25 protein-coding genes and 1 riboswitch are annotated in these 26293 nt (G+C 63.5%); of the genes, 14 read left to right on the top strand and 11 right to left on the bottom strand.

Going from position 1 to position 26293, the window contains the following annotated elements; all coding sequences use genetic code 11:
- Window positions 1-106 precede the first annotated feature (106 nt).
- From ASD01_RS24075 to ASD01_RS24065, 3 genes are all read right to left on the bottom strand, one after another.
- Window positions 107-853, bottom strand: coding sequence for a Bax inhibitor-1/YccA family protein (locus ASD01_RS24075; RefSeq protein ID WP_034802850.1), 747 nt, complete (start codon window positions 851-853; stop codon window positions 107-109).
- 221 nt (window positions 854-1074) lie between these two features.
- Window positions 1075-3627 carry an ABC transporter permease gene (locus ASD01_RS24070; protein ID WP_051659631.1) on the bottom strand — a complete coding sequence of 851 codons (2553 nt, stop codon included), beginning with the start codon at window positions 3625-3627 and terminating at the stop codon, window positions 1075-1077.
- The gene (locus ASD01_RS24065) at window positions 3624-4349 is read right to left on the bottom strand and encodes an ABC transporter ATP-binding protein (RefSeq protein WP_034803135.1); all 726 of its coding nucleotides are present in this window, start codon (window positions 4347-4349) and stop codon (window positions 3624-3626) included. Before ASD01_RS24065 ends, ASD01_RS24070 begins: the two co-directional genes overlap by 4 nt.
- Before the next feature lie 66 nt (window positions 4350-4415).
- On the opposite strand from ASD01_RS24065, the gene ASD01_RS24060 reads away from it, so the two are divergent.
- Window positions 4416-5057, top strand: a complete 642-nt coding sequence (locus ASD01_RS24060) for an arylesterase (protein ID WP_051659632.1) — start codon at window positions 4416-4418, stop codon at window positions 5055-5057.
- Between the two features lie 114 nt (window positions 5058-5171).
- Window positions 5172-5762, top strand: coding sequence for an RNA 2',3'-cyclic phosphodiesterase (gene thpR, locus ASD01_RS24055; protein ID WP_060521463.1), 591 nt, complete (start codon window positions 5172-5174; stop codon window positions 5760-5762).
- On the opposite strand, the gene ASD01_RS24050 is transcribed toward thpR, so the two are convergent.
- Window positions 5699-6175 (bottom strand): low molecular weight protein-tyrosine-phosphatase, encoded by a 477-nt coding sequence (locus tag ASD01_RS24050; protein ID WP_060529997.1) that lies wholly within the window; start codon window positions 6173-6175, stop codon window positions 5699-5701. The genes thpR and ASD01_RS24050 overlap by 64 nt on opposite strands.
- An 85-nt stretch (window positions 6176-6260) precedes the next feature.
- On the opposite strand from ASD01_RS24050, the gene ASD01_RS24045 reads away from it, so the two are divergent.
- From ASD01_RS24045 to ASD01_RS24015, 7 genes are all read left to right on the top strand, one after another.
- Complete coding sequence (locus ASD01_RS24045; RefSeq protein WP_034802855.1) at window positions 6261-6578, top strand: 4a-hydroxytetrahydrobiopterin dehydratase; 318 nt, start codon at window positions 6261-6263, stop codon at window positions 6576-6578.
- Between the two features lie 86 nt (window positions 6579-6664).
- Window positions 6665-7042, top strand: coding sequence for a YkvA family protein (locus ASD01_RS24040; protein ID WP_034802857.1), 378 nt, complete (start codon window positions 6665-6667; stop codon window positions 7040-7042).
- Between the two features lie 397 nt (window positions 7043-7439).
- Window positions 7440-7943, top strand: a complete 504-nt coding sequence (locus ASD01_RS24035) for an invasion associated locus B family protein (RefSeq protein ID WP_034803141.1) — start codon at window positions 7440-7442, stop codon at window positions 7941-7943.
- Between the two features lie 232 nt (window positions 7944-8175).
- Window positions 8176-9411, top strand: coding sequence for a 23S rRNA (adenine(2503)-C(2))-methyltransferase RlmN (rlmN, locus tag ASD01_RS24030; protein WP_034803143.1), 1236 nt, complete (start codon window positions 8176-8178; stop codon window positions 9409-9411).
- A 139-nt stretch (window positions 9412-9550) separates the two neighbouring features.
- On the top strand, window positions 9551-10504 hold the full coding sequence (locus tag ASD01_RS24025) for an ABC transporter substrate-binding protein (RefSeq protein WP_060529996.1): 954 nt from the start codon (window positions 9551-9553) through the stop codon (window positions 10502-10504).
- A gap of 209 nt (window positions 10505-10713) precedes the next feature.
- Window positions 10714-11592, top strand: coding sequence for an ABC transporter permease (locus ASD01_RS24020; protein ID WP_034802862.1), 879 nt, complete (start codon window positions 10714-10716; stop codon window positions 11590-11592).
- The gene (locus ASD01_RS24015; RefSeq protein WP_034802864.1) at window positions 11589-12383 is read left to right on the top strand and encodes an ABC transporter ATP-binding protein; all 795 of its coding nucleotides are present in this window, start codon (window positions 11589-11591) and stop codon (window positions 12381-12383) included. Before ASD01_RS24020 ends, ASD01_RS24015 begins: the two co-directional genes overlap by 4 nt.
- 63 nt (window positions 12384-12446) lie before the next feature.
- On the opposite strand, the gene ASD01_RS24010 is transcribed toward ASD01_RS24015, so the two are convergent.
- The gene (locus ASD01_RS24010) at window positions 12447-13088 is read right to left on the bottom strand and encodes a LysE family translocator (RefSeq protein ID WP_034802866.1); all 642 of its coding nucleotides are present in this window, start codon (window positions 13086-13088) and stop codon (window positions 12447-12449) included.
- A 171-nt stretch (window positions 13089-13259) separates the two neighbouring features.
- Between ASD01_RS24010 and ASD01_RS24005 the strand changes: the two genes are divergently transcribed.
- The gene (locus tag ASD01_RS24005; RefSeq protein ID WP_034802869.1) at window positions 13260-14477 is read left to right on the top strand and encodes an argininosuccinate synthase; all 1218 of its coding nucleotides are present in this window, start codon (window positions 13260-13262) and stop codon (window positions 14475-14477) included.
- 99 nt (window positions 14478-14576) lie between these two features.
- Here the strand turns inward: ASD01_RS24005 and ASD01_RS24000 are convergent, their stop codons facing one another.
- From ASD01_RS24000 to ASD01_RS23980, 5 genes are all read right to left on the bottom strand, one after another.
- Entirely contained in the window at window positions 14577-15809 is a 1233-nt protein-coding gene (locus ASD01_RS24000; RefSeq protein WP_034802873.1) for a multidrug effflux MFS transporter, read from the bottom strand.
- Window positions 15806-16309: a MarR family winged helix-turn-helix transcriptional regulator gene (locus tag ASD01_RS23995; RefSeq protein WP_034803154.1), complete on the bottom strand. Its 504-nt coding sequence runs from the start codon at window positions 16307-16309 to the stop codon at window positions 15806-15808. Before ASD01_RS23995 ends, ASD01_RS24000 begins: the two co-directional genes overlap by 4 nt.
- A gap of 159 nt (window positions 16310-16468) precedes the next feature.
- Window positions 16469-18295: an ABC-F family ATP-binding cassette domain-containing protein gene (locus ASD01_RS23990; RefSeq protein WP_034802875.1), complete on the bottom strand. Its 1827-nt coding sequence runs from the start codon at window positions 18293-18295 to the stop codon at window positions 16469-16471.
- 3 nt (window positions 18296-18298) lie between these two features.
- Complete coding sequence (locus ASD01_RS23985; protein ID WP_034803166.1) at window positions 18299-18949, bottom strand: thiamine diphosphokinase; 651 nt, start codon at window positions 18947-18949, stop codon at window positions 18299-18301.
- A gap of 84 nt (window positions 18950-19033) precedes the next feature.
- Window positions 19034-19519: a GNAT family N-acetyltransferase gene (locus ASD01_RS23980; protein WP_034802878.1), complete on the bottom strand. Its 486-nt coding sequence runs from the start codon at window positions 19517-19519 to the stop codon at window positions 19034-19036.
- Between the two features lie 135 nt (window positions 19520-19654).
- A riboswitch (TPP riboswitch) is annotated at window positions 19655-19773 on the top strand.
- 51 nt (window positions 19774-19824) lie between these two features.
- On the opposite strand from ASD01_RS23980, the gene thiB reads away from it, so the two are divergent.
- The 4 genes from thiB to ASD01_RS23960 all read left to right on the top strand — a co-directional run bounded on the left by thiB (window position 19825) and on the right by ASD01_RS23960 (window position 25014).
- The gene (gene thiB, locus ASD01_RS23975; protein WP_034802881.1) at window positions 19825-20853 is read left to right on the top strand and encodes a thiamine ABC transporter substrate binding subunit; all 1029 of its coding nucleotides are present in this window, start codon (window positions 19825-19827) and stop codon (window positions 20851-20853) included.
- Between the two features lie 7 nt (window positions 20854-20860).
- Entirely contained in the window at window positions 20861-22486 is a 1626-nt protein-coding gene (gene thiP, locus ASD01_RS23970) for a thiamine/thiamine pyrophosphate ABC transporter permease ThiP (protein WP_257785172.1), read from the top strand.
- Window positions 22483-23202: a thiamine ABC transporter ATP-binding protein gene (gene thiQ / locus ASD01_RS23965; RefSeq protein ID WP_034802884.1), complete on the top strand. Its 720-nt coding sequence runs from the start codon at window positions 22483-22485 to the stop codon at window positions 23200-23202. The genes thiP and thiQ overlap by 4 nt, the downstream gene beginning before the upstream one ends.
- A 300-nt stretch (window positions 23203-23502) precedes the next feature.
- The gene (locus ASD01_RS23960; RefSeq protein ID WP_034802887.1) at window positions 23503-25014 is read left to right on the top strand and encodes a M48 family metalloprotease; all 1512 of its coding nucleotides are present in this window, start codon (window positions 23503-23505) and stop codon (window positions 25012-25014) included.
- Window positions 25015-25232: 218 nt separating this feature from the next.
- Here ASD01_RS23960 and ASD01_RS23955 read toward each other — a convergent pair whose 3' ends face one another.
- Window positions 25233-26099: an RNA polymerase factor sigma-32 gene (locus ASD01_RS23955; protein WP_034802890.1), complete on the bottom strand. Its 867-nt coding sequence runs from the start codon at window positions 26097-26099 to the stop codon at window positions 25233-25235.
- Between the last annotated feature and the right edge of the window lie 194 nt (window positions 26100-26293).

Raw genomic sequence — 26293 nt, 5'->3', positions numbered from 1 at the left:
CCAAGGTTTCGTCGTCCTTTCACTCCCACGGAGCCCGGACGCTTTCAAGCTGCTTCAGCAAACAAAAAAGGCGGCCGAAGCCGCCTTTTCCGTCTGCTGTTCAGACTTAGTTGTTCCGGTTGCCCATGAACTGGAGCAAGAACATGAACAGGTTGATGAAGTCGAGATAGAGCGTCAGCGCGCCCATGATCGCCTTGCGGCCGGCAACGGTGCTGTCATCGGCTTCGTAGTACATTTCCTTGATCTTCTGCGTGTCGTAGGCGGTGAGGCCAGCGAAGATCAGCACGCCGATCACGCTGATCGCGAAGGCGAGCGCCGAAGAGGCGAGGAAGATGTTGACGATCGACGCGATGATGACGCCGAACAGACCCATGATCAGGAACGAGCCCATGCCGGACAGGTCCTTCTTCGTGGTGTAGCCGTAAAGCGACAGGGCGCCGAACGAGGCGGCCGTCACGAAGAACGTCTGAACGATGCTCTGGCCGGTGTAGATCAGGAAGATCGACGACAGCGACAGGCCCATCAGGGCCGCATAGATCCAGAACGTCGTCTGCGCGGCAGAAACGCTCATGCTATTGATGCGGAAGCTCATGAAGAACACGAGCGCCAGCGGCGCCAGCATCACCACCCACTTCAGCGGGCTCGTATAGATCGCAGCACCAAAGGCAGTCAGCTGGCCATCCGAAAACGCCATTTGGAAGGCCAGGTAGGCCGCGACGCCAGTGATCGCCAGACCAAGCGCCATCAGGTTGTAGACCTTCAGCATGTATGCGCGAAGGCCTTCGTCAATCACGGCACCCGCCTGAGCGCCGGCGGGCGACATTCGGGTTTGGTAATTTCTCAGATCAGCCATTGTTTCCTCATTCAAGCTCCGGTGGAAGTTACGGTGTCGGGCGGCGAATATCGCCCTGGAAGATGAGCTTCCACGCCCAGGCGCCGCTGCGGAGCTCCAGCATGCCTGTGGACAAATATGATGCCGAAACCCGCTGCACACAAGACCCGGCACTCCCGGATTCCGTTGCACCGGACCGATTCAGACCGGCGCAATAGGGATTTACGGTTAACTCGGCCCGGTCAAAGTTCGCGCAGGACCGGCGCCGCCTTCTGCCCGAGAATGCGCCATGTACCGGCAAGTCCGATGCCGACCGTCATCACCAGCGCTGCCACAACCGTCACGATCGCCACGTCGGGCAGGAAGCTCGACGGCAGCGTCATGATGCGGTTGACGACGAACCAGGCGGCGATACCGCCGGCAAACAGCGCAAAAACTGCGGTTGCAAGACCGAGGATCGCGTATTCGTAGCTGAACGCCTTGATCAGCGTCACCCGCGTTGCCCCCAGCGTCTTCAGGACCACCGCATCATGGACGCGCGCCCGGTTGCCGGCCGCAAGCGCGCCGGCCAGCACCAGCACGGAGGCGACGAGCGCCACGGCCGCGGCCGCCCGGATCGCCGTTGCCAGCTGACCGAGCAGCCCATTCACAATGTCGAGAGCGTCCTTCACCCGTACGCTGGTGATCGTCGGATAGGCATTGGTGACGGCCTTCAGGACCGCCGCCTCCTCTTCCGGCGTCGCCGACGGATCGATCACAGTCGCCAGCCAGGCATGCGGCGCGCCGGCAAAGGTGTTCGGCGAGAACACCATGACGAAGTTGATCGACAGCGATTCCCACTCGACATTGCGGAAGTTGGCAATCTTGGCGGTGATGTTGCGGCCGAGCACATTGACGGTGACCGTATCGCCGATCTTCAGGCCGAGTTCGCCGGCCTCCTCGGACGAGAAGGAAACCAGGGGTTCGCCGCTGTAGTCGGCCGGCCACCAGGCGCCTTCGGACAGCGTCGAATTCTCCGGCTTGTTCTTGGCGTAGGTGATACCGCGGTCGCCGCGCAGCACCCATTGGCCTGCAGGCGGCACGTTGCGGCTGTTCACGTCCTCACCGTTGAAGGCGGTGATGCGGCCGCGCAGCATCGGCACCTCGATGACCTTGCCCTTCGGGATCGCCTGGTTCAGCACCGAGCGGAAACCTTCAATCTCACTGCCCTGGATATCGACGAAGAAGAAATTCGGCGCTCGCTCCGCCATGCTTCCGGTGAGTTCGCGGCGCAGATTGCCGTCGATCAGCGCCAGCGTCACCAGAAGCGCCAGACCGAGCCCAAGCGACAGCACCACCGAGGAGGTCAGCGCACCCGGACGGTGAATGTTGCCGATCGCCAGTCTGAGAGCCGGCGAATTGACCCGCGGGCTGCGGCGCGCGAGCCAGGCGATCGCGAGCGCAACGGCCCTGAGCACGATGAAGGCGAAGGCAATCGCGCCGAGGAAGACGAGCGAAATATAGCGGTCGTAAGCCGTAAAGATCGCCAGGCCGGCGAGTGCGGCAAGACACGCGACGGCGCCGAGCAGATAGGGCCAGGCCGGAAAACCCGAGGGATCGAAACCCTGCTGGCGGAAGAGTGCGGTCGCAGGAATGGCGCGCGCCCGTCCGAGCGGCAGGATGGCGAAGGTCAGCGCCGTCAGCACGCCGAACAGGGCGGCAAGCCCGAGCGCGCCCGGATAGAGATGGAAGGCGGTCGAAATCGGCAACAGGTCGGCCAAAAACTGCGCCGCGACAAAGGGGATCAGAGCTCCGAGCACGAGCCCGATAACGATGCCGATCAAGGCGATCATCAGGATCTGTGCGAGATAGATCATCGCCACCAAGGCGGCGGGGGCGCCCAGGCATTTGAAGGTCGCGATCACGCTGCGCTTGGCATCGAGATAGGCGCGCACCGCATTGGCGACGCCGACGCCGCCGACGATGAGCGCCGTCAGGCCGACAAGCGTCAGGAACTGCGAGAAACGCGTGATGTTGGCCGTCAGCGCCGGTGCTGCGTTGCCGCTGGTGCGGATCGACCAGCCGGCTGCCGGCTGGCTTTTCTCCGCCTCGGTGCGAACGGCCGCAACCCCTGCCGGATCGGCGAGCTTCACCTTGTATGTGTGCTCGACGAGGCTTCCGGTCTGCACCAGTCCCGTCGCCGCCAGGGCTTCGTCCGAGACCATCAGGCGGGGCGCGAAGCCGAAGCCGTCGGAAAGCGCATCCGGCTCGCGCGTGATCGTGCCGGCGATCCGGACACGGGCGTTGCCGAGAAGGATTTCGTCTCCGACCTTAACGTCCAGGCGGTCGAGCAGCAGAGGCGCCACGACCGCACCGAAGACATCGCCGTCGCGTGCGATGAGGTCGTGCAGCGGCCTGTCGGGTTGGCTTTCCAGCGTGCCATAGAGCGGATAGGCCGCATCGACGGCCTTCAGTTCCACCAGGGCTTGATTGGAACCGTCGGGCAGCCGCGCCATAGATCTCAGGCCAGCGGAAACCGCAACGGTCCCAAGACCATCGAGATAGGCGCGCTCTTCGGTCGTTGCGACACGATTGTTAAGCTCGAAGCGAATATCGCCGGCGAGCAGTTCCTGACCCTGCGATGCGATCGTCGCTGTGATCGACTGCGACAGCGAGTTGACGCCGGCAATCGCCGCCGTACCCAGCGCAATGCAGGCGAGGAAGATGTAGAAGCCCTTGAGCCCGCCGCGCATTTCACGCAGCGCCAGCCGCAGGGCAAGCAGCGGCCGCAGCCGTACCGAAGGCGCGCCGATCATGCCGAGGCCGCCTGCTGGACCGGCGCCACGGCCACGGGGTCCGCGGCGCCGCCGGCAACGATCTCGCCCGAGCGCACCCGCACCTGCCGCGCGCAGCGGTCGGCAAGGGCGGCGTCATGGGTCACGAGCACGAGTGTCATGCCGCGGTCACGCTGTTCGGCGAAAAGCAGATCGGCGATCTGCCGTCCGGTTTCGGCGTCGAGGTTGCCGGTTGGTTCGTCGGCGATCAGAAGCTTCGGCGAGGGCGCAAGCGCCCGGGCGATCGCAACGCGCTGCTGCTCGCCGCCCGAGAGCTGGCCGGGATAATGGCTGAGCCGCTCGCCGAGGCCGACGGCGACAAGCTCCTTGCGCGCGATCTCGAAGGCGCCCGGGACATTGGCCAGTTCGAGCGGCACGGCGACGTTTTCGAGTGCCGTCATGTTGGGAATGAGGTGGAAAGACTGGAAGACGATGCCGATGTTGCGCCCGCGAAAGTCCGCAACCCTGTCCTCGTCGAGCCGGTGCAGCGGCGTGCCGTCGATGACGATCTCGCCGCGATCCAGCCGCTCGAGCCCGGCAAGCACCATCAGCAAAGTCGACTTGCCTGAACCGGACGGGCCGACGATGCCGACCGATTCTCCGGCATTGATCGTCAGGCTCATGCCTTTCAGCACATGCACCGAGGCGGCCGCCTCGCCCAGCGTCAGATCCGCGTTTTTAAGTTCGATGATGGTGCTGGCCAAGCGAAACAACCCTATATGAAACGAAGTGGGGAACAGAAACGGCATTCGGGATTTAGGAACAGGCCCATGGCATTAAAAGGATTTCAACGGGTTTTCTTGGCACTGATGATGACATTTGCGTTATCATGCACCGCACGCGCCGAGACGATCAGCCTCATCGGGTTCGGCGACAGCCTGATGGCGGGTTATCAGCTCCCGCCGGAGGACGCCTTCCCGGCCCGGCTCGAAAAGGCGCTGAAGGAAAAGGGCTTCGACGTGACGATCGCGAACGCCGGCGTTTCCGGCGACACGAGTTCCGGCGGTCTTGCCCGCATCGACTGGTCGGTGCCGGATGGTACCAAGGGCGTGATCCTCGAGCTTGGCGCCAACGACGCGCTGCGCGGCATCGCGCCTGAAGAGACCCGCAAGAACATCGAGGCGATGATCACCCGGCTGAAGGACCGCGGCATCGCCGTGCTGCTCGCCGGCATGATGGCGCCGCCGAACATGGGCGCCGACTACGCCGCCCGCTTCAACCCGATCTATCCGGAACTCGCCAAAAAATATGGGCTGGAACTCTATCCGTTCTTTCTCGACGGCGTGGTGACGGAGGCCAAGCTCAAGCTCGAAGACGGCATGCATCCCAATGGCGACGGCGTCGGCGTCATGGTCGAGAAGGCCCTGCCCGTCGTCGAGCGGTTTCTGGCAACGCTGAACAAGACGGAGTGATGACATCGTCCACAGTTAAGGCAACGTTAATATTCTGAAGCGTCAAATACCAGTTGCGTGCAGATGCGATGCGTGATTCGCTAAGACATCTGCAAGAGATTCGGGGAGCTCGCCATGCCGAGACTATTCACCGCCCTCGAAATTCCGCGCAATGCTGCAATGAGTCTTTCATTGCTGCGCGGAGGTCTTCCCGGAGCTCGCTGGATCGATGTGGAGAACTACCACATCACCCTGCGCTTCATCGGTGACGTCGACTGGCGCACCGCCGACGAGATCATCGACAAACTCGATCGCATCGAACGTCCTGAATTCCAACTGCAACTGAACGGCACCGGCGCCTTCGGCTCGAAGAAGCCCCACTCGGTCTGGGCCGGCGTTACCAACCATCCGGAAATGTATGCGCTGCAGGCCGAAATCGAGCGCATCTGCCAAAGGCTCGGACTGGGGCCGGACCCGCGCAAGTTCACCCCGCACGTGACGCTGGCGCGGCTGCGCTCCAGCCGTGTCGAAGACGTGGTCGAGTACCTCTCGGGGCGCGGCAACTTCATGACCTCGCTCTTCACGGTCTCCCGCTTCGTGCTGCTCTCGTCGCGCGATTCAGTCGGCGGCGGACCGTACCTGACGGAAGAGGTTTTCCCGCTTCACGAGGTGCGTTCGCCGAGCCTTTCGAGCAACGACGAACATCCGGCCTCCAGCATCTGGTAAAGCGCCTCGAAGGCTTCCCGCCCTTCGTAATAGGGATCCGGCACGTCCCGCAGGTCGCCTGACGCATAATCGAGAAAGAGATGCACCTTCTGCGCCGTGCCATCCGGCGCGAGCCTTTTCAGCGTGCGGACATTGTTCTCGTCCATGCCGAGGATGAGGTCGAAATCACTGAAATCTGCCGCAGCCACCTGGCGTCCGCGCAGCGCAGAAATATCGAAGCCGTGCCGCCGCGCCGTCTCTATCGATCGCCGGTCCGGCGGATCGCCGATATGCCAGGCGCCGGTTCCGGCCGAATCGATCTCCAGCGCTAAAGCCAATCCCTTTTGCACCGCCAACGCGCGCAACACGCCCTCGGCAAGCGGCGACCGGCAGATGTTGCCGAGACAAACGAAAAGAACTCTGACTGGTTTCATGCTATTCAGATTCGAAGGCTGGAGACAGTTGACGCTTATACGCGACAGCTCGGGCTTCGAACAGGCGCATGGGAGGAGACAAGCAATGGCAGCGGAGAGACTGGACGAGGCGACGATTGCCGACAACCTTCACAAGATGGAAGGTTGGGTGCGGGCCGAAGACGGCAACTCGATCTGGAAGGCGTTCCGCTTCAAGAACTTCGTCGAGGCCTTCGGCTTCATGACCGAATGCGCGATCGTCGCCGAGAAGCTCAACCATCACCCGGAATGGTTCAACGTCTACAATCGCGTCGACGTAACGCTGACGACCCATGACGCCGGCGGATTGAGCGAACTCGACTTCAAGCTGGCGGCGCGCATGGACAAGGCTGCGGCAGGCCGCATGCCCGATCATTTGAAATAGGACGCGGAATTCCCATATTGAAAGCGCCGGAGCGCCGCGCGTTCACGAGAACGCCTGGCGCCCGAGAATATAGCGGAAGCGGGACGATGGACGACATCAAGATTGGTGAAATTCTCTTGCCTGGCGAAGAATCCGAGCAGGAGCGGCGGGAAAAGCGCGTGAAGCGCCGCTTCTGGCCGACCTTTCGCCGAGCTGCCCGCCAGATCCCATTCAGCCGCGACCTGGTTGCCGCCTATTACTGCGCCATCGATCCGAAGACCCCGACACGCACCCGCGGCATCCTGCTTGCAGCCCTCGCCTACTTCGTGCTGCCGATCGATATCATCCCCGACGTGCTGGCCGTCGTCGGCTTCTCCGATGACGTTGCCGTCTTGACCGCGGCCTTTGCTGCCATCAGCGGGCAGATCAAGGAAACGCACTATACCAAGGCCGACGAGACGCTGGCCGATACGCCGGAGAGCTGACGCCGGACGCCGCCTGTCCGGTTGTGGCGCCGCATTCCCGCCCGAAAGTCAAACTCTTGCCTAATTCTTTGTGGCATAGATCTGCAAGTGACGCTGGTCGCGCGCTTTGGTGCGGCTGACGCCATGCAATGGCTTGGGGCAGGAAACCTTCTGGAACGGGCATTCCGAGGCAACGCGCATCCTCGATCGAGCCCGGTTCGGCGAAGGCGCGAATCGGCGGTCGAAAGGCACTGTGCGATGGGGCAAACCGCTCCATTTCGGGGCTAAAGCCGCGGTTTTCGGCCACCGTTGACGGTTTGGTAACCTGAATTAAGTCAAAACAAATCAAATCATGACTACGCGTCGCCCGTCTGACCTGTTTCGGGTGATCGAAAAGCAAGAAAAGCGGCAGGACCTCATGTTTGTAAGAAAGATCGCAACCGCAATCGCACTCGTTCTGGCCACCGCCAGCATGGCTGCCGCCCAGTCTCCGACGCGCATCCAGCAGTTCAACGCCTGGGGCGCCTATTCCTACAATGCCGGCGGCGGCAAGGTCTGCTACGTCCTTTCGGTTCCGAAGGAAAAGAGCCCGGCCGGCGTCGACCATGGCGACATCTTCTTCCTCGTTTCCCAGCGCCCCGGCCAGAACATCAGCTACGAGCCTCAGGCAATGATGGGCTATGCGCTGCAGGAGAACTCCAAGGTCAACGTCGTCATCGACGGCCGCACCTTCGTGATGTTCACCAAGGGCAATTCGGCCTGGGTCGAAAATGCTGCCGAAGAGCCGGCACTGGTTGCCGCCATGAAGAACGGCAAGGCCATGTCGGTCAACGCCAAGTCGCGCAAGGGTACCGCGACCTCCTACTCCTACTCGCTCTCGGGCATCTCCGCTGCGCTGAAGCAGATCGAAGCCTGCAAGTAATCGCGAGACCGAAAGTCACGCGTAGGGGCCGGCTGCAAAGCCGGCCTTTTGCGTTCAAGGGGCCTGCCTCGTGACTCCCGGCCAAAACAATGCTAAAGGGCGGCCAACTTGAGAGCCTCCGCGCCCCGATAGGCCGCTTTCGATGGCTCGACCGATTTCAATTCGCGCATCAGGACGATTTCCGGACCCGCTCTCCGGACGGCCTCTCGCCGTATGACAGGACATCATGAGCATGGCAGCCACTGAAATTCTGAACCGGGTGGAAATCGCCAAGGCGCCGCAGGTGCGCGCAGCCGTAGAGGCGGAAAAGCCGTCGCTGATCGGACTTCTGCGCGAGGACATGGCCAAGGCACTGGTCGAAAAGGGCGTGCCGGAACGCCAGGTCAAGATGCGCGTCAGCCAGCTCTGGCACTGGCTCTACGTGCGCGGCGTCTCCGACTTCGATCACATGACGAACGTGTCCAAGGACATGCGCGAGATGCTGAAGCAGCATTTCACCATCGCGCGCCCGGAGATCGTCGAGGAACAGATTTCCGGCGACGGCACCCGCAAGTGGCTGTTGCGCTTCCCGGCGCGCGGCGCCGGACGACCGGTCGAGATCGAGACCGTCTACATTCCCGAGGAAGGCCGCGGCACGCTCTGCATTTCGAGCCAGGTCGGTTGCACGCTCACCTGTTCCTTCTGTCACACCGGCACCCAGAAGCTGGTGCGCAACCTGACGGCCGAGGAAATCCTCGCGCAGCTGCTGCTTGCCCGCGACCGGCTCGGCGACTTCCCGGAGCGCGACACCCCGCAGGGCGCGATCGTGCCGGCCGAAGGCCGCAAGATCACCAACATCGTGATGATGGGCATGGGCGAGCCGCTCTATAATTTCGAGCAGGTCAAGACCGCCCTTCTGATCGCCTCTGACGGCGAAGGCCTGTCGCTGTCCAAGCGCCGCATCACGCTGTCGACCTCAGGCATCGTGCCGGAAATCTATCGCACCGGCGAAGAGATCGGCGTCATGCTGGCGATCTCGCTGCATGCCGTGCGCGACGACCTGCGCGACATGCTGGTGCCGATCAACAAGAAGTACCCGCTGAAGGAACTGATGGACGCCTGCCGCGCCTATCCCGGCCTTTCCAACGCCCGCCGCATCACCTTCGAATACGTGATGCTGAAGGACGTCAACGACAGCCTCGAAGACGCCAAGCAGTTGGTGAAGCTCCTGAAGGGTGTGCCCGCGAAGATCAACCTCATCCCCTTCAACCCCTGGCCGGGCACCAACTACCAGTGTTCCGACTGGGAGCACATCGAGAAGTTTGCCGACTTCATCAACCAGGCCGGCTACGCCTCGCCGATCCGCACACCACGCGGCCGCGACATCCTTGCCGCCTGCGGCCAGCTGAAGTCGGAATCCGAACGCATGCGCAAGGTCGACCGCCTCGCCTTCGAAGCGATGATGATCGCCAATCACGGCGAAGATTGAGACGAAGCGCCTCCTCGGGTCCTTCGTTCCTCGCCCATCACCCATCGATGAAGAACTTTGATGGGTGATGCAGTTCCTATCGATTGATTTCAAGTCATCGGTTTCCTAAGAAAGCGGGACATCAATTGGAGGACAACCCATGCGCTCACTTCTCATCGCCCTTGCCGCCACGGTGGCATTCACCCTGCCCGCCCGTGCCGATGAGGTGACCGTCGCCGTAACCGCGATCGTCGAGCATCCGGCACTCGACGCGGCACGCGACGGCGTGAAGGACGCGCTGGCCGCCGCCGGCTACAAGGAAGGCGAGAACCTCAAATTCATCTACGAGTCGGCCCAGGGCAACCCGGCGACCGCCGCGCAGATCGCCCGCCAGTTCGCAGGCGAAGCGCCGAACGTGATCGTTCCGATCTCGACGCCGTCGGCCCAGGCGGTCGTCTCCTCGACCCGCGATATCCCGGTCGTCTTCACCGCCGTTTCCGACCCGGTCGGCGCCCAGCTGGTCAAGGACATGGACAAGCCCGGCGGTAACGTCACTGGCCTCTCCGACATGTCGCCGGTTGCCGAACACGTCGCCCTGATCAAGGAAATCCTGCCGAACGCCAAGTCGATCGGCTACCTCTACAATTCCGGTGAAGCCAACTCCGTTTCGCTGCTCGCGGTGCTGAAGACCGAGGCCGAAAAGGCCGGCCTGACCGTCGTCGAGTCCGCCGCGACCAAGTCGGCTGAAGTCCAGGGTGCTGCCCGTGCCCTCGTCGGCCGCGCCGATGCGATTTACGTGCCCACCGACAACACGATCATCTCCGCACTTGAAGGTGCCGTCGCCGTCGCCGAAGAAGCCAAGCTGCCGCTCTTCACCGCCGACACGGACTCGGTTGCCCGCGGCTCGCTCGCAGCCCTCGGCTTCAACTACTACGACGTCGGCAAACAGACTGGCGAAATCGTCGTTCGCATCCTCAAGGGCGAAAACCCGGGTGATATCGGTGTCAAGGTTGCTGCCGGTTCCGACCTGGTGATCAACAAGAAGGCCGCCGAGAAAATGGGCGTCACCCTTCCGGAAAGTGTCGTAAAGCGCGCAACCCGCGTCGTTGAATAAGGCTTTCGGCCTTTTCAGGTTCAAGTTTGTTGCGTTTTGCCCGCCTCCGTTCCATACGGGGGCGGTTCGCTATGAGGGGCCCGGAACACCGGAGGCCGCTCCAAGTTTCTAAGCCGCACATGCGCCCGGCCGTGCGCCCCATGTGCCAAGCGGGAGCGTCGCGCTCATAAGCACAATCAGGCGCGACAGGTAGAAAAGAGGGTCTGGGGTTGAGTCTAATTGCTTTCTGGGGAGCCGTGGAGCTGGGGCTGGTCTATGCCTTCGTTGCCCTCGGCGTCTTTCTCGCATTCCGGGTTCTCGATTTTCCCGACCTCACGGTCGACGGATCGTTTCCGCTGGGCGCCGCCGTCACCGCGGTCCTGATCATCGCCGGCGTCAATCCGTGGCTTGCCGCCTGCGTGGCGATGGTCGCTGGTGCCGCAGCCGGCATCGTCACGGCGATGCTTAACGTGCGCTTCAAGATCCTCAACCTGCTCGCCTCGATCCTGACGATGATCGCGCTGTTCTCGGTCAACCTGCGCGTCATGGGCAAGCCGAACGTCGCGCTGATCAACGCCGACACGATGCTGTCACCCTTCTACGGCCTCGGCTTGCGCGATTTCTACGTCCGGCCGCTGTTTATCGGCGTGCTCGTGATCGTCGCCGTCATCATCGTCTGGCGCTTCCTTGAGAGCGATGCCGGTCTTGCGATGCGCGCCACTGGCGCCAATGCCCGCATGGCCCGCGCACAGGGCGTCGACACCAACCGCCAGATCTATCTCGGCATGGCGATCTCCAACGCGCTCGTCGCCTTCGGTGGCGCGCTGTTCGCCCAGACCAACGGCTTTGCCGACGTCACCTCGGGTGTCGGCACCATCGTCGTCGGGCTTGCGGCGGTCATCATCGGCGAGACGCTGCTCGGTGCCCGCGGCATCCTGATTGCGCTGATCGGCTGCGTGCTCGGCTCGATCCTCTACCGTATAGCGATCCAGCTGGCGCTGTCGACCGACATGCTCGGGCTGCAGGCCTCCGACCTCAACTTCGTGACCGCGGCACTCGTCACCTTCGCCCTCGTCCTTCCCCGTCTGCGTCGTGGAGGTGCGGCATGATCAGCGTCAACAACATCGAGGTCATCTTCGGCAAGGGCACGCCGCTGCAGAAGCAGGCGCTGAACGGCGTCAGCCTGACGATCGAGCAGGGCTCCTTCGTCACCGTCATTGGCTCCAACGGCGCCGGCAAGTCGACGTTGCTCGGCGTGCTCGCCGGCGATGTGCTGCCAAGTGCCGGCCAGGTGACGATCGGCAAGACAGACGTCAGCCGCAAGGGTACCGCTGCGCGCGCGGGACTCGTCGCTCGCGTCTTCCAGGATCCGCTGACCGGCAGCTGCGGCGCACTCTCGATCGAGGAAAACCTGGCGCTTGCTGCCAAACGTGGCGAGGCCCGCGGCCTCACAGCCGCGCTCGGCCCCAAGCGCCGCGAACATTTCCGCGAACGCATCGCCGAGCTCAACCTCGGCCTTGAAAACCGCATGGGCGACCGCATGGACCTTCTGTCCGGCGGCCAGCGCCAGGCGGTCTCGCTGGTCATGGCGACGCTCGCAGGCTCCGAAGTGCTGCTGCTCGACGAGCATACGGCAGCCCTCGACCCTGGCATGGCCGAGTTCGTGATGAACCTGACGCAGAAGATCGTCTCCGAGCGCAAGCTGACGACGATGATGGTCACCCATTCGATGCGCCAGGCACTCGACTACGGCCACCGCACCATCATGCTCCACGGCGGCGAGATCGTTCTCGACGTCGCCGGCGACAGCCGCAAGGAACTGCAGGTCGAGGACCTGATCGCCATGTTCCGCCGCATCCGCGGCCAGACGCTCGACGACGATGCGCTGCTGATCGGCTGAGTACAGAAGACTAATTCATAACAAGGCCCGGGCATCCAAGATGTCCGGGCTTTTTGTTTTTGTTTACCGCGCCGTCGTCATGAAAATCTTCACCGCAAACACCGAGAAGACGCCGGCGAAGCTGAAATCAAGTGCCCGCATCACGCCCTTGTTGCGCTGCAGCCAGGAGGCAAGCCAGTCGGCGGTGAAGACGACCAGCATGTTCACCGGCATGCCGATGGTGATGAAGAACAGGCCGAGGAACAGAAGCTTGCCGGTGACCGAGGGATCATCGGCGCTGACGAACTGCGGCAGGAAGGTCATGAAGAAGATGATGACCTTGGGGTTCAACAGGTTCACCCAGAAGCCGGCCGAGATGTTGGCAAGCGCCTTGCCTTCCGTCGGCTCGACCTTCTGCACCGAAATGCTGGAGCCGAAGCGCATCGCCTGCACCGCAAGCCAGAGCAGGTAGGCGGCACCGCCGGTCTTGAGGATGGTGAATGCGGTTGGCGAGGCGGTGATCAGCGCCGAGATGCCGAACGCGACGAGCAGCGTATGCACGACGATGCCGAAGCTGGTGCCGAGCACGACGAAGAGCGCGGCCTTCTTGCCCTGGGCGAGCGCCCGGCTGATCGAAAGCGTCATGTCCGGGCCGGGTGTGGCCGCCAGAAGCAGCGTCGCAGCGGCAAAGGTCAGGAGGGTCGGCAGGCTGGGAATGAAGTCCATCGTCGTTTCCTCGGCACGGGGGTCGCCTCCAGTAATCCTGCGCCTGCGCTTTTGCCAGCGGATTCGCATCGTCAAGCGTTCTAGCGCTTGTATCGCCGCAGGTTCTGGCTAAAGTGCCGCAGATTTGCACGCGGCATCGCCGCCCTCCCCAAGACCAGACGGACGGAAACCATGGCATCGCATAAAGACGTGAAAAAGGTCGTTCTCGCCTATTCGGGCGGTCTCGACACCTCGATCATCCTGAAGTGGCTGCAGACCGAACTCGGCGCGGAAGTCGTCACCTTCACCGCCGACCTCGGCCAGGGCGAAGAGCTCGAGCCGGCCCGCAAGAAGGCCGAAATGCTCGGCATCAAGGAGATCTACATCGAGGACGTCCGCGAGGAATTCGTCAAGGATTTCGTCTTCCCGATGTTCCGCGCCAACGCCGTCTATGAAGGCGTTTACCTGCTCGGCACCTCGATCGCCCGCCCGCTGATCTCCAAGCACCTGATCGATATCGCCAAGAAGACCGGCGCCGACGCGATCGCCCATGGCGCGACCGGCAAGGGCAACGACCAGGTTCGCTTCGAGCTTTCCGCCTATGCGCTGAACCCGGACATCAAGATCATCGCGCCGTGGCGCGACTGGTCGTTCAAGAGCCGCACCGACCTGCTCGAATTCGCCGAGAAGCACCAGATCCCGGTTGCCAAGGACAAGAAGGGCGAAGCGCCGTTCTCCGTCGACGCCAACCTGCTGCACTCCTCCTCCGAGGGCAAGGTTCTCGAAGACCCGGCACTGGAAGCCCCTGAGTACGTGCACATGCGCACGATCTCGCCGGAAGCCGCTCCCGACCAGGCCACCGTCATCAAGATCGGCTTCGAGCGCGGTGACGCCGTCTCGATCAACGGCGTACGCCTGTCGCCGGCAACCCTGCTTGCCAAGCTCAACGAGTACGGCCGCGACAACGGCATCGGCCGTCTCGACCTCGTCGAGAACCGCTTCGTCGGCATGAAGTCGCGCGGCGTCTACGAGACCCCCGGCGGCACCATCCTGCTCTCCGCGCACCGCGCAATCGAGAGCATCACGCTCGACCGCGGCGCCGCCCACCTCAAGGACGAGCTGATGCCGCGCTACGCCGAGCTGATCTATTACGGCTTCTGGTTCTCACCGGAGCGCGAGATGCTGCAGGCCGCAATCGACAAGAGCCAGGAGCATGTCGAAGGCGAAGTGACGTTGAAGCTCTACAAGGGCAACGTCATGGTCATCGGCCGCGAGAGCGACAAGTCGCTCTACTCCGACAAGCTCGTCACCTTCGAGGACGACCAGGGCGCCTACGACCAGAAGGACGCCGCCGGCTTCATCAAGCTCAACGCGCTGCGCCTGCGCACGCTGGCCGCGCGCAACCGCTAAGACGACGCGTTTTGAAAAAAGAAGCCTCCGCGACCCGTTCGCGGAGGCTTTTTCGTATGCAGGGCGAAGCGGTATCGATGCCGATGTCGCACCAGATTTCTACTCCGCCGCTTCCGAAAGCGGATCCTTGACCGGCACGGCGAGCGGCTGCGAGCGAACGTTGCGGCGATACCAGACATAGCTCAGGATGCAGACGAGGCCGAAGCATGGAATGATCGTGCCGAGCGCCAGCACCGGAGCGCCGACCGCAGCGGCGATCGCGCCACCAAGCAGCCCCGAGCCCATCTGTACGAAACCCATCACTGCCGACGCCGTGCCAGCGATGTCCGGAAACGGCGCCATCGCCGCCGTCATCATATAGGGCATGACGAAGGCGATGCCGAAGGCATAAATCCCGATCGGCAGCATGACCGAGAGGAAGCTCGGCGGCAGCACGTGCATGGTGTAGGCAAGCGCGAGGCTGGCCGCACCGATGAAGACGAGGCCGGCCGGCACCAGCGCCTGCGGCGTGAAACGCCGCATCAGCAGCCGCACCACCACGGTTCCCGAAAAGAAAAGGCCCGACTGCATCAGCATGCCGACGCCGAACTCGGTCGGTGTCAGCCCCACCGCATTGATCAGTACGAAGGGCAGCATGGTCGCCCAGGCATAAAGTGCGCCGACCGCTCCGCCGATCACAAGTGTCGAGGAAACGAAGCGGCTGTCGCTCACCAACCGCCGATAGGCCGCAAGGATGGGCTTCAGGTGGCCCTTGGCCGGATCCGGGGTCGCGGTCTCGGCCATGAAAAACTGCACGGTGAGACAGGCCATGGCGGCAAAGCCGACCATCAGGAAGAAGATCGACTGCCACCCGAAGAGACCGAGCGCCAGGCCGCCAAGCGTCGGGGACACGGCGGGTCCGAGGGCCAGCATCATGCCGATCATGTTCATGATGCGTGCGGCCTCAGTCCCGGTGAACTGGTCGCGCACGATCGCACGCGCCACGGTCATCCCGACGGAGGCGCCGATGCCCTGCACCAGGCGGCCGGCCAAAAGCACCGCGACGGAAGGCGCAAAGGCCGCCATCAGGCTGCCGACGAGGTAGATCGCCATGAAGATCAGCGTCGCGCGGCGGCGACCGATGACATCGGAGAGCGTGCCAGACACCAACTGGGCAAAGGCGAAGCCGGCGAAATAGAGCGACAGCGTCATCTTGATCGCCGCTTCGCTGGAGGAGAAGGCGCACACCAGTTCAGGCATCGCCGGCGTATACAGCGCCATGGAAACGGGGCCGAGCGCCACCAGGAAGGCACCGATGATGCTTGTGCGCCGCTCGCTCATGCGACGCGTCATTGCGCGGCTCCGACCCGGACTTCGGCCTTCTCCGCTGTCTCCTTACCGGCAAGGCACGGATCGAGCTGACGCAAATTGTCACGCAGGATGCGCAGGTTGGAACAGAGAAGCGCGCGCGCTTCCGAGTCCAGCCCTTCCGTATAGGCATCCATCATTTCGCGAAGACCGGTCATCAGCTCGTTGAACAACGGACCGGCCTTTTCGGTGATGACGACATTCTTGGCGCGGCGATCCGCCGGATCGGGAACGCGGGCGACGAGCCCGTTCGCCTCCAGCCTGTCGAGATAGGCCGACAGCGTCATCGGCTCAATGCCCATGCGTGTGGCGATTTCGGCCTGTTTGATGCCCTCGGTGAGCGCCACCTGGATCAGCGTGCGCGCCTCGCCAGGCGTGATGCCCAGATCCATGGCATTAACCTTGCGGTCGAAGGCCCCGCGCAAGAGGCGCGAGACATCGGTCAGAAGCATTCCAATGGTTTCGGATTCTAGCTTGAAGGGCATCATGATCGTTCACAGGTGATATAATAAGTTTTACTTATCATACCCTGTGAAAACGTTCAACGCGGAAGGCCATCTTTCCCTTGCCAGTTTAACGGTAAAACTCGCAAGGATTCAACGTATTACCTTCGCAATCCCGCGCGGGACCGTCTTTGTTGTGTCTCAGCCCTCAAGCTCCTCGCGCAGCATTTCGAGCTCCAGCCATTCCTCTTCCATGCGAGCGAGGTCGGCACGCAGCTTTTCCAGCTCCTGCGCCAGCTTCGCAAAAGCATTTGGATCTTTTGTGAAAAGATTGGGGTCCGCCATCTTTTCTTCGCGCTTGGCAGCCTCGGCTTCCGCCTTGGCAATCTCTTTCGGCAGGTTTTCGAGCGCGAATTTCTGCTTGTAGGAAAGCTTACCCTTGGCAGCCTTCGGCGCTTCGGCGACAGGGGCCGCCGCCTCGGCCTTGGCCTTTTCCGCCTTCTCGGCCTTGCGCTTCTCCTCGATCGCGCCCTTGCGCTGCGCCATCATGTCGGAATAGCCGCCGGCATACTCGATCCAGCGTCCATCCGGCGCCTCCGGATTGGCCGGCGCAATCGTCGAGGTGACGGTGCGGTCGAGGAAGTCGCGATCGTGGCTGACGAGGATCACCGTTCCGGCAAAACCGGCGACGATCTCCTGCAGGAGGTCGAGCGTCTCGATGTCGAGGTCGTTGGTCGGCTCGTCGAGGATCAGAAGGTTGGTTGCGCGCGCGAGGATGCGCGCCAGCATCAGCCTTGCGCGCTCGCCGCCCGAAAGCTCGCGGATCGGGGTGCGCGCCTGCTCCGGCTGGAACAGGAAGTCCTTCATGTAGCCGGTGACGTGGCGCTGCTCGCCATTGACCAGCAGGTTGTCGCCGCGCCCGTCGGTCAGGTAGTGCGCCAGCGTTTCGTCGAGATTGAGGTCTTCGCGCTTCTGGTCAAGCGTCGCGATTTCGAGATTGGTGCCGAGCTTGACCGTACCCGTACCCGGTTCGATCTGCCCGGTCAGGATCTTCAGAAGCGTCGTCTTGCCGGCGCCGTTCGGGCCGACCAGACCGATGCGGTCGCCGCGGTGCACGCGGATCGAGAACGGCGCGACGATGGTACGCTCGCCATAGGCCTTGGTGACCTTCTCCGCCTCGATCACCAGCTTGCCCGATTCCTTGGCGTCGGCGGCCGTCGCCTGTACCGTTCCCTGCGGCCCCTTGTGGCCGCGATAGGTCGCCCGCATGGTCTGCAGCTCACCGAGGCGGCGCATGTTGCGCTTACGTCGTGCGGTCACGCCGTAGCGCAGCCAATGTTCCTCGCGCTCGATCGCTTTGCCGAGCTTGTGCTGCTCCAGCTCCTCGGCCTCCAGCACCTCGTCGCGCCAGGCCTCGAAATGGGCAAAGCCGCGGTCGAGCCGCCGCGACTGGCCACGGTCGAGCCAGACGGTCGCGGTCGAGACCTTTTCCAGGAAGCGCCGGTCGTGCGAGATCAGAACGAGCGCCGAACGGCTGCGGATCAGTTCGTCTTCCAGCCATTCGATCGTCGGCAGGTCGAGATGGTTGGTCGGCTCGTCGAGCAGCAGGATATCCGGCTCCGGCGCCATGACACGGGCAAGCGCCGCGCGACGCGCTTCGCCGCCCGAAAGGCGCTTCGGGTCTTCCTCGCCGGTCAACCCCAGGTGCTGCAGCAGATAGGCGACGCGATAGGGATCGTCACTCGGGCCGAGTCCTGCCTCGGCATAGGCCTGCACGGTGTCGTAGCCGTCGAAATCCGGCGCCTGGTGCAGATAGCGGATGGTCGCGGAGGGATGGCGGAAGATTTCGCCCGACTGCGCCTCGGCCAGACCCGCGGCAATCTTCATCAGCGTCGACTTGCCCGAGCCGTTGCGGCCGACAAGACAGATGCGGTCGCCCGGTTCGACTTGAAAATTGGCGCCGGCTAGCAGCGGCGCGCCACCGAAGGTGAGGAAGATGTCGTCGAGTTTCAGAATGGGAGGCGCCAAGGCTCAGGCTCCGGAAAGATCATAGGGGCGGGCGAGAACAATGGCGCGACCGCTCTGGAGAGTGAAGCGAAGGGGACCCTCCGCAACGTTGGAAACGGTTCGGGACGAGCCGAACGGCAAGGTGAAATCGTCGAGCGGATAGCGCGCATTGACGATCGAAAGACCGGTAAGCTCGGTCAACCCGAGCACCGAGAAGAGGCAGCCCTTCGGCAAATCAAGGTCGAGCGAGCCGGCCAGCAGCGGATAGGCCTCTTCCTCGCCCGAGGTCATCAACACGGAAAGGCCACGCTCGGCAAGGGCAACAGCATGCAGCAGGTGCATGAAGGCGTGATCACTGCGGGTGCCGCCGAGTGCGCCGGCGAAAATCAGGCGGTCGGCTCCACGCGACAGCGCCGCCTCGACCGCGATCTCCCCGTCCGTCGCGGCCTTCGCCGCCGGATAGGGCTCGCGCGGGACGGAGGCGTAGTCCGCAAGAAGGGCTTCCTCGGTCGAGTCGAAATCACCGACCCAGACATCCGGCACGATGCCGAGCAATCGGGCATGGCGCATGCCGCCGTCAGCCGCAATGAAGCGACTTGCGGCCAGCTGGTGAGCCAGCCGGTCGGTCAGCGAAAGGGCGCCGCCAAGCAGAATGGTGAAGGTCGATCGAGACATGGCAAAGCCCATAGCGCAAAGGACCGCCGAAGGAAAACGAAGAAAACCGTCGAACGAGCGGTTCTCGATATTTTGGTCAGACCATCAATGCCCCTCGGGCACCGGATCGGGGAAAAGCATGCCGGCATAAATGCCGGGGGTCGAATCCGGAATTTCGACGGCGCCGGCCACCCGCTCGTAGAACTTCGCCGGCCCGACGCCGCCGATAATCGCGTAGCCATAGCCGGCCTCGCGCATCGCCGTGAGGCTTGCAAGCAGAAGCGCCTCACCGATCCCCTGCCCGCGCATGCTTTCGTCGACGCCGGTCGGACCGAAGAAGCCGAGTGCCGTTACGTCGTGGCAGGAAAAGCCGACGATCTTTCCGTCATGGACAGCGACGTGCATGCGCGTAGGGGTGGAGGAAAAGGCGGCTTCCGCCTCGCCCGCCCATCCGGCACCGAAAGTCCTTTCGATCCAGGAAACAACCAGGCGGCGCTCCGGCGCCATGGCGCGGCGAATGCTGATGCCAAGGCCAAGCTTCGACTGAGGTTCAGCCGGCAGGGCATAAAGTCGAACAAGCATATCGGGCATGACATTTCCTCCTCGCTGCCGTTGTGTAGCGCAGTTGGCGGCATACGCAAACACGAGCCATTGTGCTGGCCAAGCGTCCCCTTGCTTCGCCGTAAACATCGCTTGCCATGGGACCGAGGCAGCGGTAAATCTCTTGCCGCTCTAACGGGGTGCCTCCCGACCGCATTGCGGCCGGAGGCTGAGAGGCGTCAAAACGCCAACCCGCGGAACCTGATCCGGCTCATACCGGCGGAGGGATTAGACGCGATCGGATCGATACGCCCTTTTCCCATGCAACAACGAACTTTGGGAGAGAGGTCCTCGCCATGTCCAATTCATCGCAACTTAAATTCTTTAGCCGGCTAGCCCTTGCGACGGCCGCGAGCCTTGTTTTCTCCGGCGCCGCGACCGCCGCCGACAAGACGCTGACGGTGTACACCTATGAGAGCTTCATCACCGAATGGGGCCCGGGCGCCAAGGTCGCAGAAGCCTTCGAGAAGACCTGCGAATGCAAGGTCAACTATGTCGGCGTGGCCGACGGCGTCGAGTTGCTCACCCGCCTGAAGCTCGAAGGCGAGGCTTCCAAGGCCGACATCGTGCTTGGCCTCGACACCAACCTCGTTGCGGAAGCCAAAGCAACGGGCTTCTTCGTGCCGCACGGCGTCGAGGCAACCGGCGTCACCGTTCCCGGCAACTTCTCGGACGACACGTTCCTGCCCTATGACTACGGCCACTTCGCCGTCGTCTACGACACCGAGACGCTGAAGACGCCGCCGAAGAGCCTGAAGGAGCTGGTGGAAGGCGATCCGTCGCAGAAGATCGTCATCGAGGATCCGCGTACGTCGACGCCGGGCCTCGGCCTCCTGCTCTGGGTCAAGGCCGTCTATGGCGATGAGGCGGGTGCCGCCTGGACGAAGCTGAAGGACCGCGTTCTGACCGTCACCCCCGGCTGGTCGGAAGCCTATGGCCTCTTCACCAAGGGCGAGGCGCCGATGGTGCTGTCCTACACCACGTCGCCGGCCTACCACATGGTCGCGGAAAACACCGAGCGCTACCAGGCCGCTGCCTTCTCCGAAGGGCACTACATCCAGATCGAAGTCGCCGGCATGACCAAGAACGCCAAGGAGCCGGAACTGGCAAAGCAGTTCCTCGCCTTCATGACCGGTCCGGACTTCCAGTCGATCATCCCGACGACGAACTGGATGATGCCGGTCGCAGCGACCAAGGAGCCGCTGCCGGACGCCTTCAATAAGCTGGTCAAGCCGGAAAACACCTTCCTCCTGCCCTCGGAGGAAGTCGCCAAGAACCGCAAGGCCTGGATCGACGAATGGCTTGCCGCCATGAGCAAGAACTGAGGCCGGATTGTTCGCACTGCGCGAAAATCGCATGACAGTGGTCGCCGGGGCAGCCTGCCTCGGCGTCTTCGTCCTTTTCGTCGGTCTTGCGATCGTCGCCTTGCTGAGCCTGACGGGCGGCGCAAGCGACGATGCGCTGTTTGACGCCTACATCTGGCGCGTCACCCGCTTCACGCTGCTGCAGGCGACCCTCTCGACGTTGCTGTCGGTGCTCTTTGCCATCCCCGTCGCCCGGGCGCTGGCGCGACGGCCGCAGTTCCCCGGCCGCATCTGGCTGCTGCGCTTGATGGCGCTGCCACTCGGACTGCCGGTTCTGGTTGGCGCACTCGGGCTGATCGAGATCTGGGGGCGGCAGGGTTTCCTCAATTCCGGCCTGCGCTGGCTCGGCCTCGCGCAGCCCGTCAGCATTTACGGCCTGTTCGGCATCCTGCTTGCCCACGTCTTCTTCAACATGCCGCTTGCGGCGCGCCTGTTCCTGGCCGGGCTCGAACGCATCCCCGCCGAATACTGGCGCAGCGCCGCCAATCTCGGCATGCCGTCACGGGCACTCTTTCGCTTCATCGAATGGCCCGTCCTGCGCGGCCTCCTGCCGGGTGCCGCCGGCCTCGTCTTCATGCTCTGCGCCACCAGCTTCACCCTCGTGCTGACGCTCGGCGGCGGGCCTGCGGCCAGCACAATCGAAGTGGCGATCTACCAGGCGCTGCGTTTCGATTTCGATCCGCCGCGCGCGATCGCGCTGTCAGCCCTGCAGATCGCCATGACCGGCCTGCTGCTGCTCCTGCTTCGTCATCTGGCGACCGAGCCGGAAGAGGGCATGACCGGTGGCCGCACCGTGCGCCGTTTCGATGGCGCGTCAAGGATCGCGCGCCTGAGTGATGGCACCTGGATCACGCTTGCCTTTCTGTTTCTCGGCGCGCCGCTGGTCGCGGTTCTCATCTCCGGACTCGAAGCCGATCTGCTGAAGCTCGCCCGCGATCCGGCGGTGCACCGGGCGCTGCTGACGAGTGCGGCAATCGCGCTCGCCTCGGCACTCGCCTCCGTCACCATGGCAGCCGTGATGATCCGGGCGGCGGCAACCGCCACCGCGCCGCGTCACGCGACGTCGCTCTCCCACGGCTTTGCCGGTGCCATCGGTGCCAGCACCTCGCTGATCCTCTTGGTGCCGCCGGTGGTGCTGGGCGCCGGATGGTTCCTGCTTTTGCGTCCCTTCGGTGACGTCGCGCGCTTTGCACCCGCCATCGTCGTTGCGATCAACGCGCTGATGGCGCTGCCCTTCGTCCACCGCACCCTCGCGCCGGCAATGGCGACCCATGCGGCACGGTCCGAACGGCTGACGGCAAGCCTTGGCATTCGTGGTTTTGATCGTCTGCGATGGATCGACTTTCCGGCGCTGCGCAAGCCGCTATTGATGGCCCTTTCCTTCGCCATGGCGCTGTCGCTTGGCGACCTCGGCGCCGTCGCCCTCTTCGGCAGCCAAGACATGGTGACGCTGCCGTGGCTGCTCTATAGCCGTATGGGGAGCTACCGCACCGCCGACGCCGCCGGTCTCGCCCTTTTCCTCGGGCTTCTCTGCCTGATATTCACCATCCTCGGCACGGCCAATGACAGCCGGCCGGAAGGACGCAAAGCATGATCGATCCCGTTCCCGCGATAGAGTTGCGCGATGTCGAGGTCCGTTTCGAAACGGCCAAGCTCACCTTCGATTGCACCATCGCCAAGGGGGGCATCGTCGCCGTCGCCGGTGCCTCGGGTTCCGGCAAATCGACGCTGCTCCACCTCATTGCCGGGTTCGAGGATCCCGATCGCGGCGAGGTGCGCATTCTCGGCGAGAACGTTGCCGATCGGGCGCCGTCGGAACGGCCGGTCTCGATGATCTTCCAGGACAACAACCTCTTCGCCCATCTCGACGTCGCGACCAACATCGGCCTCGGCATCGACCCGGCGCTTCGGTTGAGCGCAACCGACCGCGAGAAGATTGAAGACGCGCTTCGCCGCGTCGGGCTCGAAGGCTTCGGGAAAAGGCTGCCGCCGACGCTTTCAGGCGGCGAGCGCCAGCGCGTCGCCCTCGCCCGCGCGCTTGTGCGAAAGCGCCCCCTGCTACTGCTCGACGAGCCCTTCGCAGCGCTTGATCCCGGCATGCGCGCCAGCATGCGCTCGCTCCTGCGGCAACTGCACGCGGAGGAAGGCAACACGATCCTGGTGATCACGCACCATCCCGAAGACGTGAAGGCCCTGGCCGACGGCGTGCTTTTTCTCGACCAGGGGCGTATCATCGCAAACGACAGCCTCGACCGCTTCCTGGCGCGGCGGGACAATGCGGCGATCGACCGCTTTCTCGGCAATACTTGAAGGACGGATCGGATTCTCCACGCCCTTGGCCGATTGCCACAATTTGACCGCGGCGCCATGCGACGCGCGAAATATCCGGCAAGGCGCGAATATTCCCGCATCCGTTGCCGTGATACCACGGGGCAACTATTTCTACCGAGACAAACTAGGCAGGTGGCGCTGAAATCAGATACAGCAAGACCAGGACTGAGAGGTCGCGGCAGAGCAACGCTGCCGGGCTGAAAAAGTAGGACTTTCAACGCTGTCGTTCCACTTGTCCGCAGGATGCGGGCGGAGCGATGGATGGGAACGGGCTGAGGCATGGAGAGGCATACAGTCACACACGACCGGTTCCCGCCGAAGGGCGGACGGCTGCGTGGACGCGCCGTGGTTGCATTGCTTGCGACCACGCTCCTTTCCGCATGCCAATCCGTGATCGAGCAGACCTACCAACCGACCGTTTCGCCCTCCTCCAATCCGCAGATCGTCGAGGAAGTTCAGAAGAACGATCCGCGGGCGCAGCTGGGCGCGCGCGAACATCCGCGCATCGTCGCAAGCTACGGCGGCGAGTACAAGGACGCCAAGACTGAGCGCCTGGTCGCGCGCATCACCGGCGCGCTGACGGCGGTCTCCGAGAATCCGCAGCAGTCCTACCGCATCACCATCCTGAACTCGCCGGCGATCAACGCCTTCGCGCTGCCCGGTGGTTATCTCTATGTCACCCGCGGCCTGCTGGCGCTTGCCAACGATGCCTCCGAGGTCGCAGCCGTGCTGTCGCACGAGATGGCGCACGTCACCGCCAACCACGGCATCGAGCGTCAGCAGCGCGAGGAAGCCGAAGTGATCGCCAGCCGCGTGGTCTCCGAAGTCCTCTCCTCCGATATCGCCGGCAAGCAGGCGCTCGCGCGCGGCAAGCTCCGGCTCGCGGCCTTCTCGCGCAACCAGGAACTTCAGGCCGACGTGATCGGCGTGCGCATGCTCGGCGAAGCCGGCTACGACCCCTATGCAGCGGCGCGCTTCCTCGATTCGATGGCCGCCTATAGCCGCTTCACGGCGGTCGATCCGGAATCCGACCAGAGCCTCGACTTCCTGTCGAGCCACCCGAACGCGCCGCAGCGTGTCGATCTCGCGCGTCGGCACGCCCGCGCCTTCGGTCCGGAAGGCACCAGCGGCGACCGCGGTCGCGACTATTATCTCGCCGGCATCGACGGCCTGCTCTATGGCGACAGCCCGCAGGAGGGCTACGTGCGCGGCCAGACCTTCCTGCACGGCCAACTCGGCATCCGCTTCGACGTGCCCGCCGGGTTCCAGATCGACAACAAGGCCGAAGCGGTTCTGGCGACCGGCGCCGGCGACATCGCCGTGCGCTTCGATGGCGTCGCCGACACGGGCGGTCGGAGCCTGACAGACTATATCGCCAGCGGTTGGGTTACCGGCCTGAAGCCCGACACGATCCGGCAGATCAGCGTCAACGGCCTGGAAGCCGCAACCGCGCGCGCCTCCGCCGACCGCTGGGATTTCGACGTGACGGTCATCCGCATCGACACGCGGATCTACCGCTTCCTGACCGCTGTGCCCAAGGGGTCGAGTGCACTCGAGCCGACCGCAAACCAGTTGCGTAGCACGTTCCGCCGCATGACGGCCGCTGAGACGCAGTCGCTGAAGCCGCTGCGGATCCGGGTGGTGACGGTCCGGCCCGGCGACACGATCACCACGTTGTCGGCCCGCATGATGGGAACCGATCGTAAGCTCGACCTCTTCCGGGTGATCAATGCGATGCAGGTCAGCTCGACGGTGAAGCCGGGCGACAGGGTGAAGATCGTTTCCGAATAGGATTGAGACAGGCGCAGCTGAAGCACGTTCGGTTGCGAGCGTGAATTGCCTGCCATCTGCTAGGCAAGCACGTCGCGAGGCGCCTGAACGGTCACGAACGAAAGCACGCTGCGCCAATCGTCATCGCCAAATTGACAGCGGACAGTGCCGCTTCCCGGCGCAATGCGGGGTTCCGGCGAATAGTACGGGCATGGCGGCAGACGGTCGACGTCAGGCGGTCAATGAATGCCTGCGGTCAGCGCCGGCGCTCGCGTCGCCAAGGCCGCCCGGAGCTTCTCCAGCGCCCGAGTTTCGATCTGCCGCACACGTTCCTTGGATATGCCGAGATCGATGCCGAGCTCTTCGAGCGTCGCTCCTTCTTCCGTCAGCCGCCGGGCGCGGATGATGCGCATTTCGCGCTCCGTCAGCGCGCACAGCGCGTCGCGCAGCCACACACGAGCCCGTTCGCCGTCGATCATCTCGCTCACCTGCTCGTCCGGCAGCGGCGCGTCGCTGGCGAGGAAATCCAGCCGTTCACCGCCATCGGAATCACTGCCGCCGACCGGCGCCTGCAGCGAGGTGTCGCTGCCAGAGAGACGTGCATCCATCGTCTGCACGTCGGCGATGCTGACGCCGAGGGCAGCCGCAATCTCCTCATGCATAGCCTGCGATGTAAGCTGCCTGTCGCCCTGGGCAAGCCGGGCGCGAAGACGCCGAAGGTTGAAGAACAGGGCCTTCTGCGCCGAACTGGTGCCACCGCGGACGATCGACCAGTTGCGCAGGACATAGTCCTGCATCGACGCCCGGATCCACCAGGTGGCATAGGTGGAGAAGCGGACCTCGCGGCTCGGCTCGAAACGGGCCGCCGCCTCCAGGAGACCGATATGGCCCTCCTGGACGAGATCGCCCATGGGCAGGCCGAAATTGCGAAACTTCGCGGCCATCGAGATCACCAGACGCATATGCGACATGGCGATCTTGTTGCGGGCTTCCTGATCGTTGTCGTTTCGCCAGGCTTGCGCCAGCTTGTGCTCCTCGTCGCGCTCGAGATAGGGCGCCTCCATTGCGATCTTGATCATCCGCCGGTCTGCAGTGAGAGTCTTCATCGATCACTCCGTGACTGGCGCCGGGCGCCATTGCGTGTGAAGTCCAAAAGGCCGGACGGATGCAGTGTCCGGCAGCAGGGGGCGTCTCGCGCCGCGATGTCGAAACTTGAAGAAACGACGCGGCGCCCTAACTTCGAAGTCACGAACCTGAACGGTGACGGGATCACAGAAGCAAGATCGCCCGGCGCGAAAGC

This window comes from Ensifer sp. Root423, assembly GCF_001426275.1.
Lineage (GTDB): Bacteria > Pseudomonadota > Alphaproteobacteria > Rhizobiales > Rhizobiaceae > Ensifer > Ensifer adhaerens.
Note: the sequence above shows the minus strand (reverse complement) of the source record. Positions and strands in the feature narration are given on the sequence as shown.

Coding starts and splice junctions, on each gene's coding strand:
- ASD01_RS24025 (WP_060529996.1), top strand. CDS start 9,551: ATGCGCTCACTTCTCATCGCCCTTGCCGCCACGGTGGCATTCACCCTG.
- ASD01_RS24050 (WP_060529997.1), bottom strand. CDS start 6,175: ATGAAACCAGTCAGAGTTCTTTTCGTTTGTCTCGGCAACATCTGCCGG.
- ASD01_RS23985 (WP_034803166.1), bottom strand. CDS start 18,949: ATGTCTCGATCGACCTTCACCATTCTGCTTGGCGGCGCCCTTTCGCTG.
- ASD01_RS24000 (WP_034802873.1), bottom strand. CDS start 15,809: ATGACGCGTCGCATGAGCGAGCGGCGCACAAGCATCATCGGTGCCTTC.
- ASD01_RS24015 (WP_034802864.1), top strand. CDS start 11,589: ATGATCAGCGTCAACAACATCGAGGTCATCTTCGGCAAGGGCACGCCG.
- ASD01_RS24045 (WP_034802855.1), top strand. CDS start 6,261: ATGGCAGCGGAGAGACTGGACGAGGCGACGATTGCCGACAACCTTCAC.
- ASD01_RS23980 (WP_034802878.1), bottom strand. CDS start 19,519: ATGCCCGATATGCTTGTTCGACTTTATGCCCTGCCGGCTGAACCTCAG.
- thiQ (WP_034802884.1), top strand. CDS start 22,483: ATGATCGATCCCGTTCCCGCGATAGAGTTGCGCGATGTCGAGGTCCGT.
- ASD01_RS23955 (WP_034802890.1), bottom strand. CDS start 26,099: ATGAAGACTCTCACTGCAGACCGGCGGATGATCAAGATCGCAATGGAG.
- ASD01_RS24005 (WP_034802869.1), top strand. CDS start 13,260: ATGGCATCGCATAAAGACGTGAAAAAGGTCGTTCTCGCCTATTCGGGC.
- ASD01_RS24060 (WP_051659632.1), top strand. CDS start 4,416: ATGGCATTAAAAGGATTTCAACGGGTTTTCTTGGCACTGATGATGACA.
- ASD01_RS24075 (WP_034802850.1), bottom strand. CDS start 853: ATGGCTGATCTGAGAAATTACCAAACCCGAATGTCGCCCGCCGGCGCT.
- thiB (WP_034802881.1), top strand. CDS start 19,825: ATGTCCAATTCATCGCAACTTAAATTCTTTAGCCGGCTAGCCCTTGCG.
- ASD01_RS24035 (WP_034803141.1), top strand. CDS start 7,440: ATGTTTGTAAGAAAGATCGCAACCGCAATCGCACTCGTTCTGGCCACC.
- ASD01_RS23960 (WP_034802887.1), top strand. CDS start 23,503: ATGGAGAGGCATACAGTCACACACGACCGGTTCCCGCCGAAGGGCGGA.
- rlmN (WP_034803143.1), top strand. CDS start 8,176: ATGGCAGCCACTGAAATTCTGAACCGGGTGGAAATCGCCAAGGCGCCG.
- ASD01_RS24070 (WP_051659631.1), bottom strand. CDS start 3,627: ATGATCGGCGCGCCTTCGGTACGGCTGCGGCCGCTGCTTGCCCTGCGG.
- ASD01_RS24040 (WP_034802857.1), top strand. CDS start 6,665: ATGGACGACATCAAGATTGGTGAAATTCTCTTGCCTGGCGAAGAATCC.
- thpR (WP_060521463.1), top strand. CDS start 5,172: ATGCCGAGACTATTCACCGCCCTCGAAATTCCGCGCAATGCTGCAATG.
- ASD01_RS24010 (WP_034802866.1), bottom strand. CDS start 13,088: ATGGACTTCATTCCCAGCCTGCCGACCCTCCTGACCTTTGCCGCTGCG.
- ASD01_RS23995 (WP_034803154.1), bottom strand. CDS start 16,309: ATGCCCTTCAAGCTAGAATCCGAAACCATTGGAATGCTTCTGACCGAT.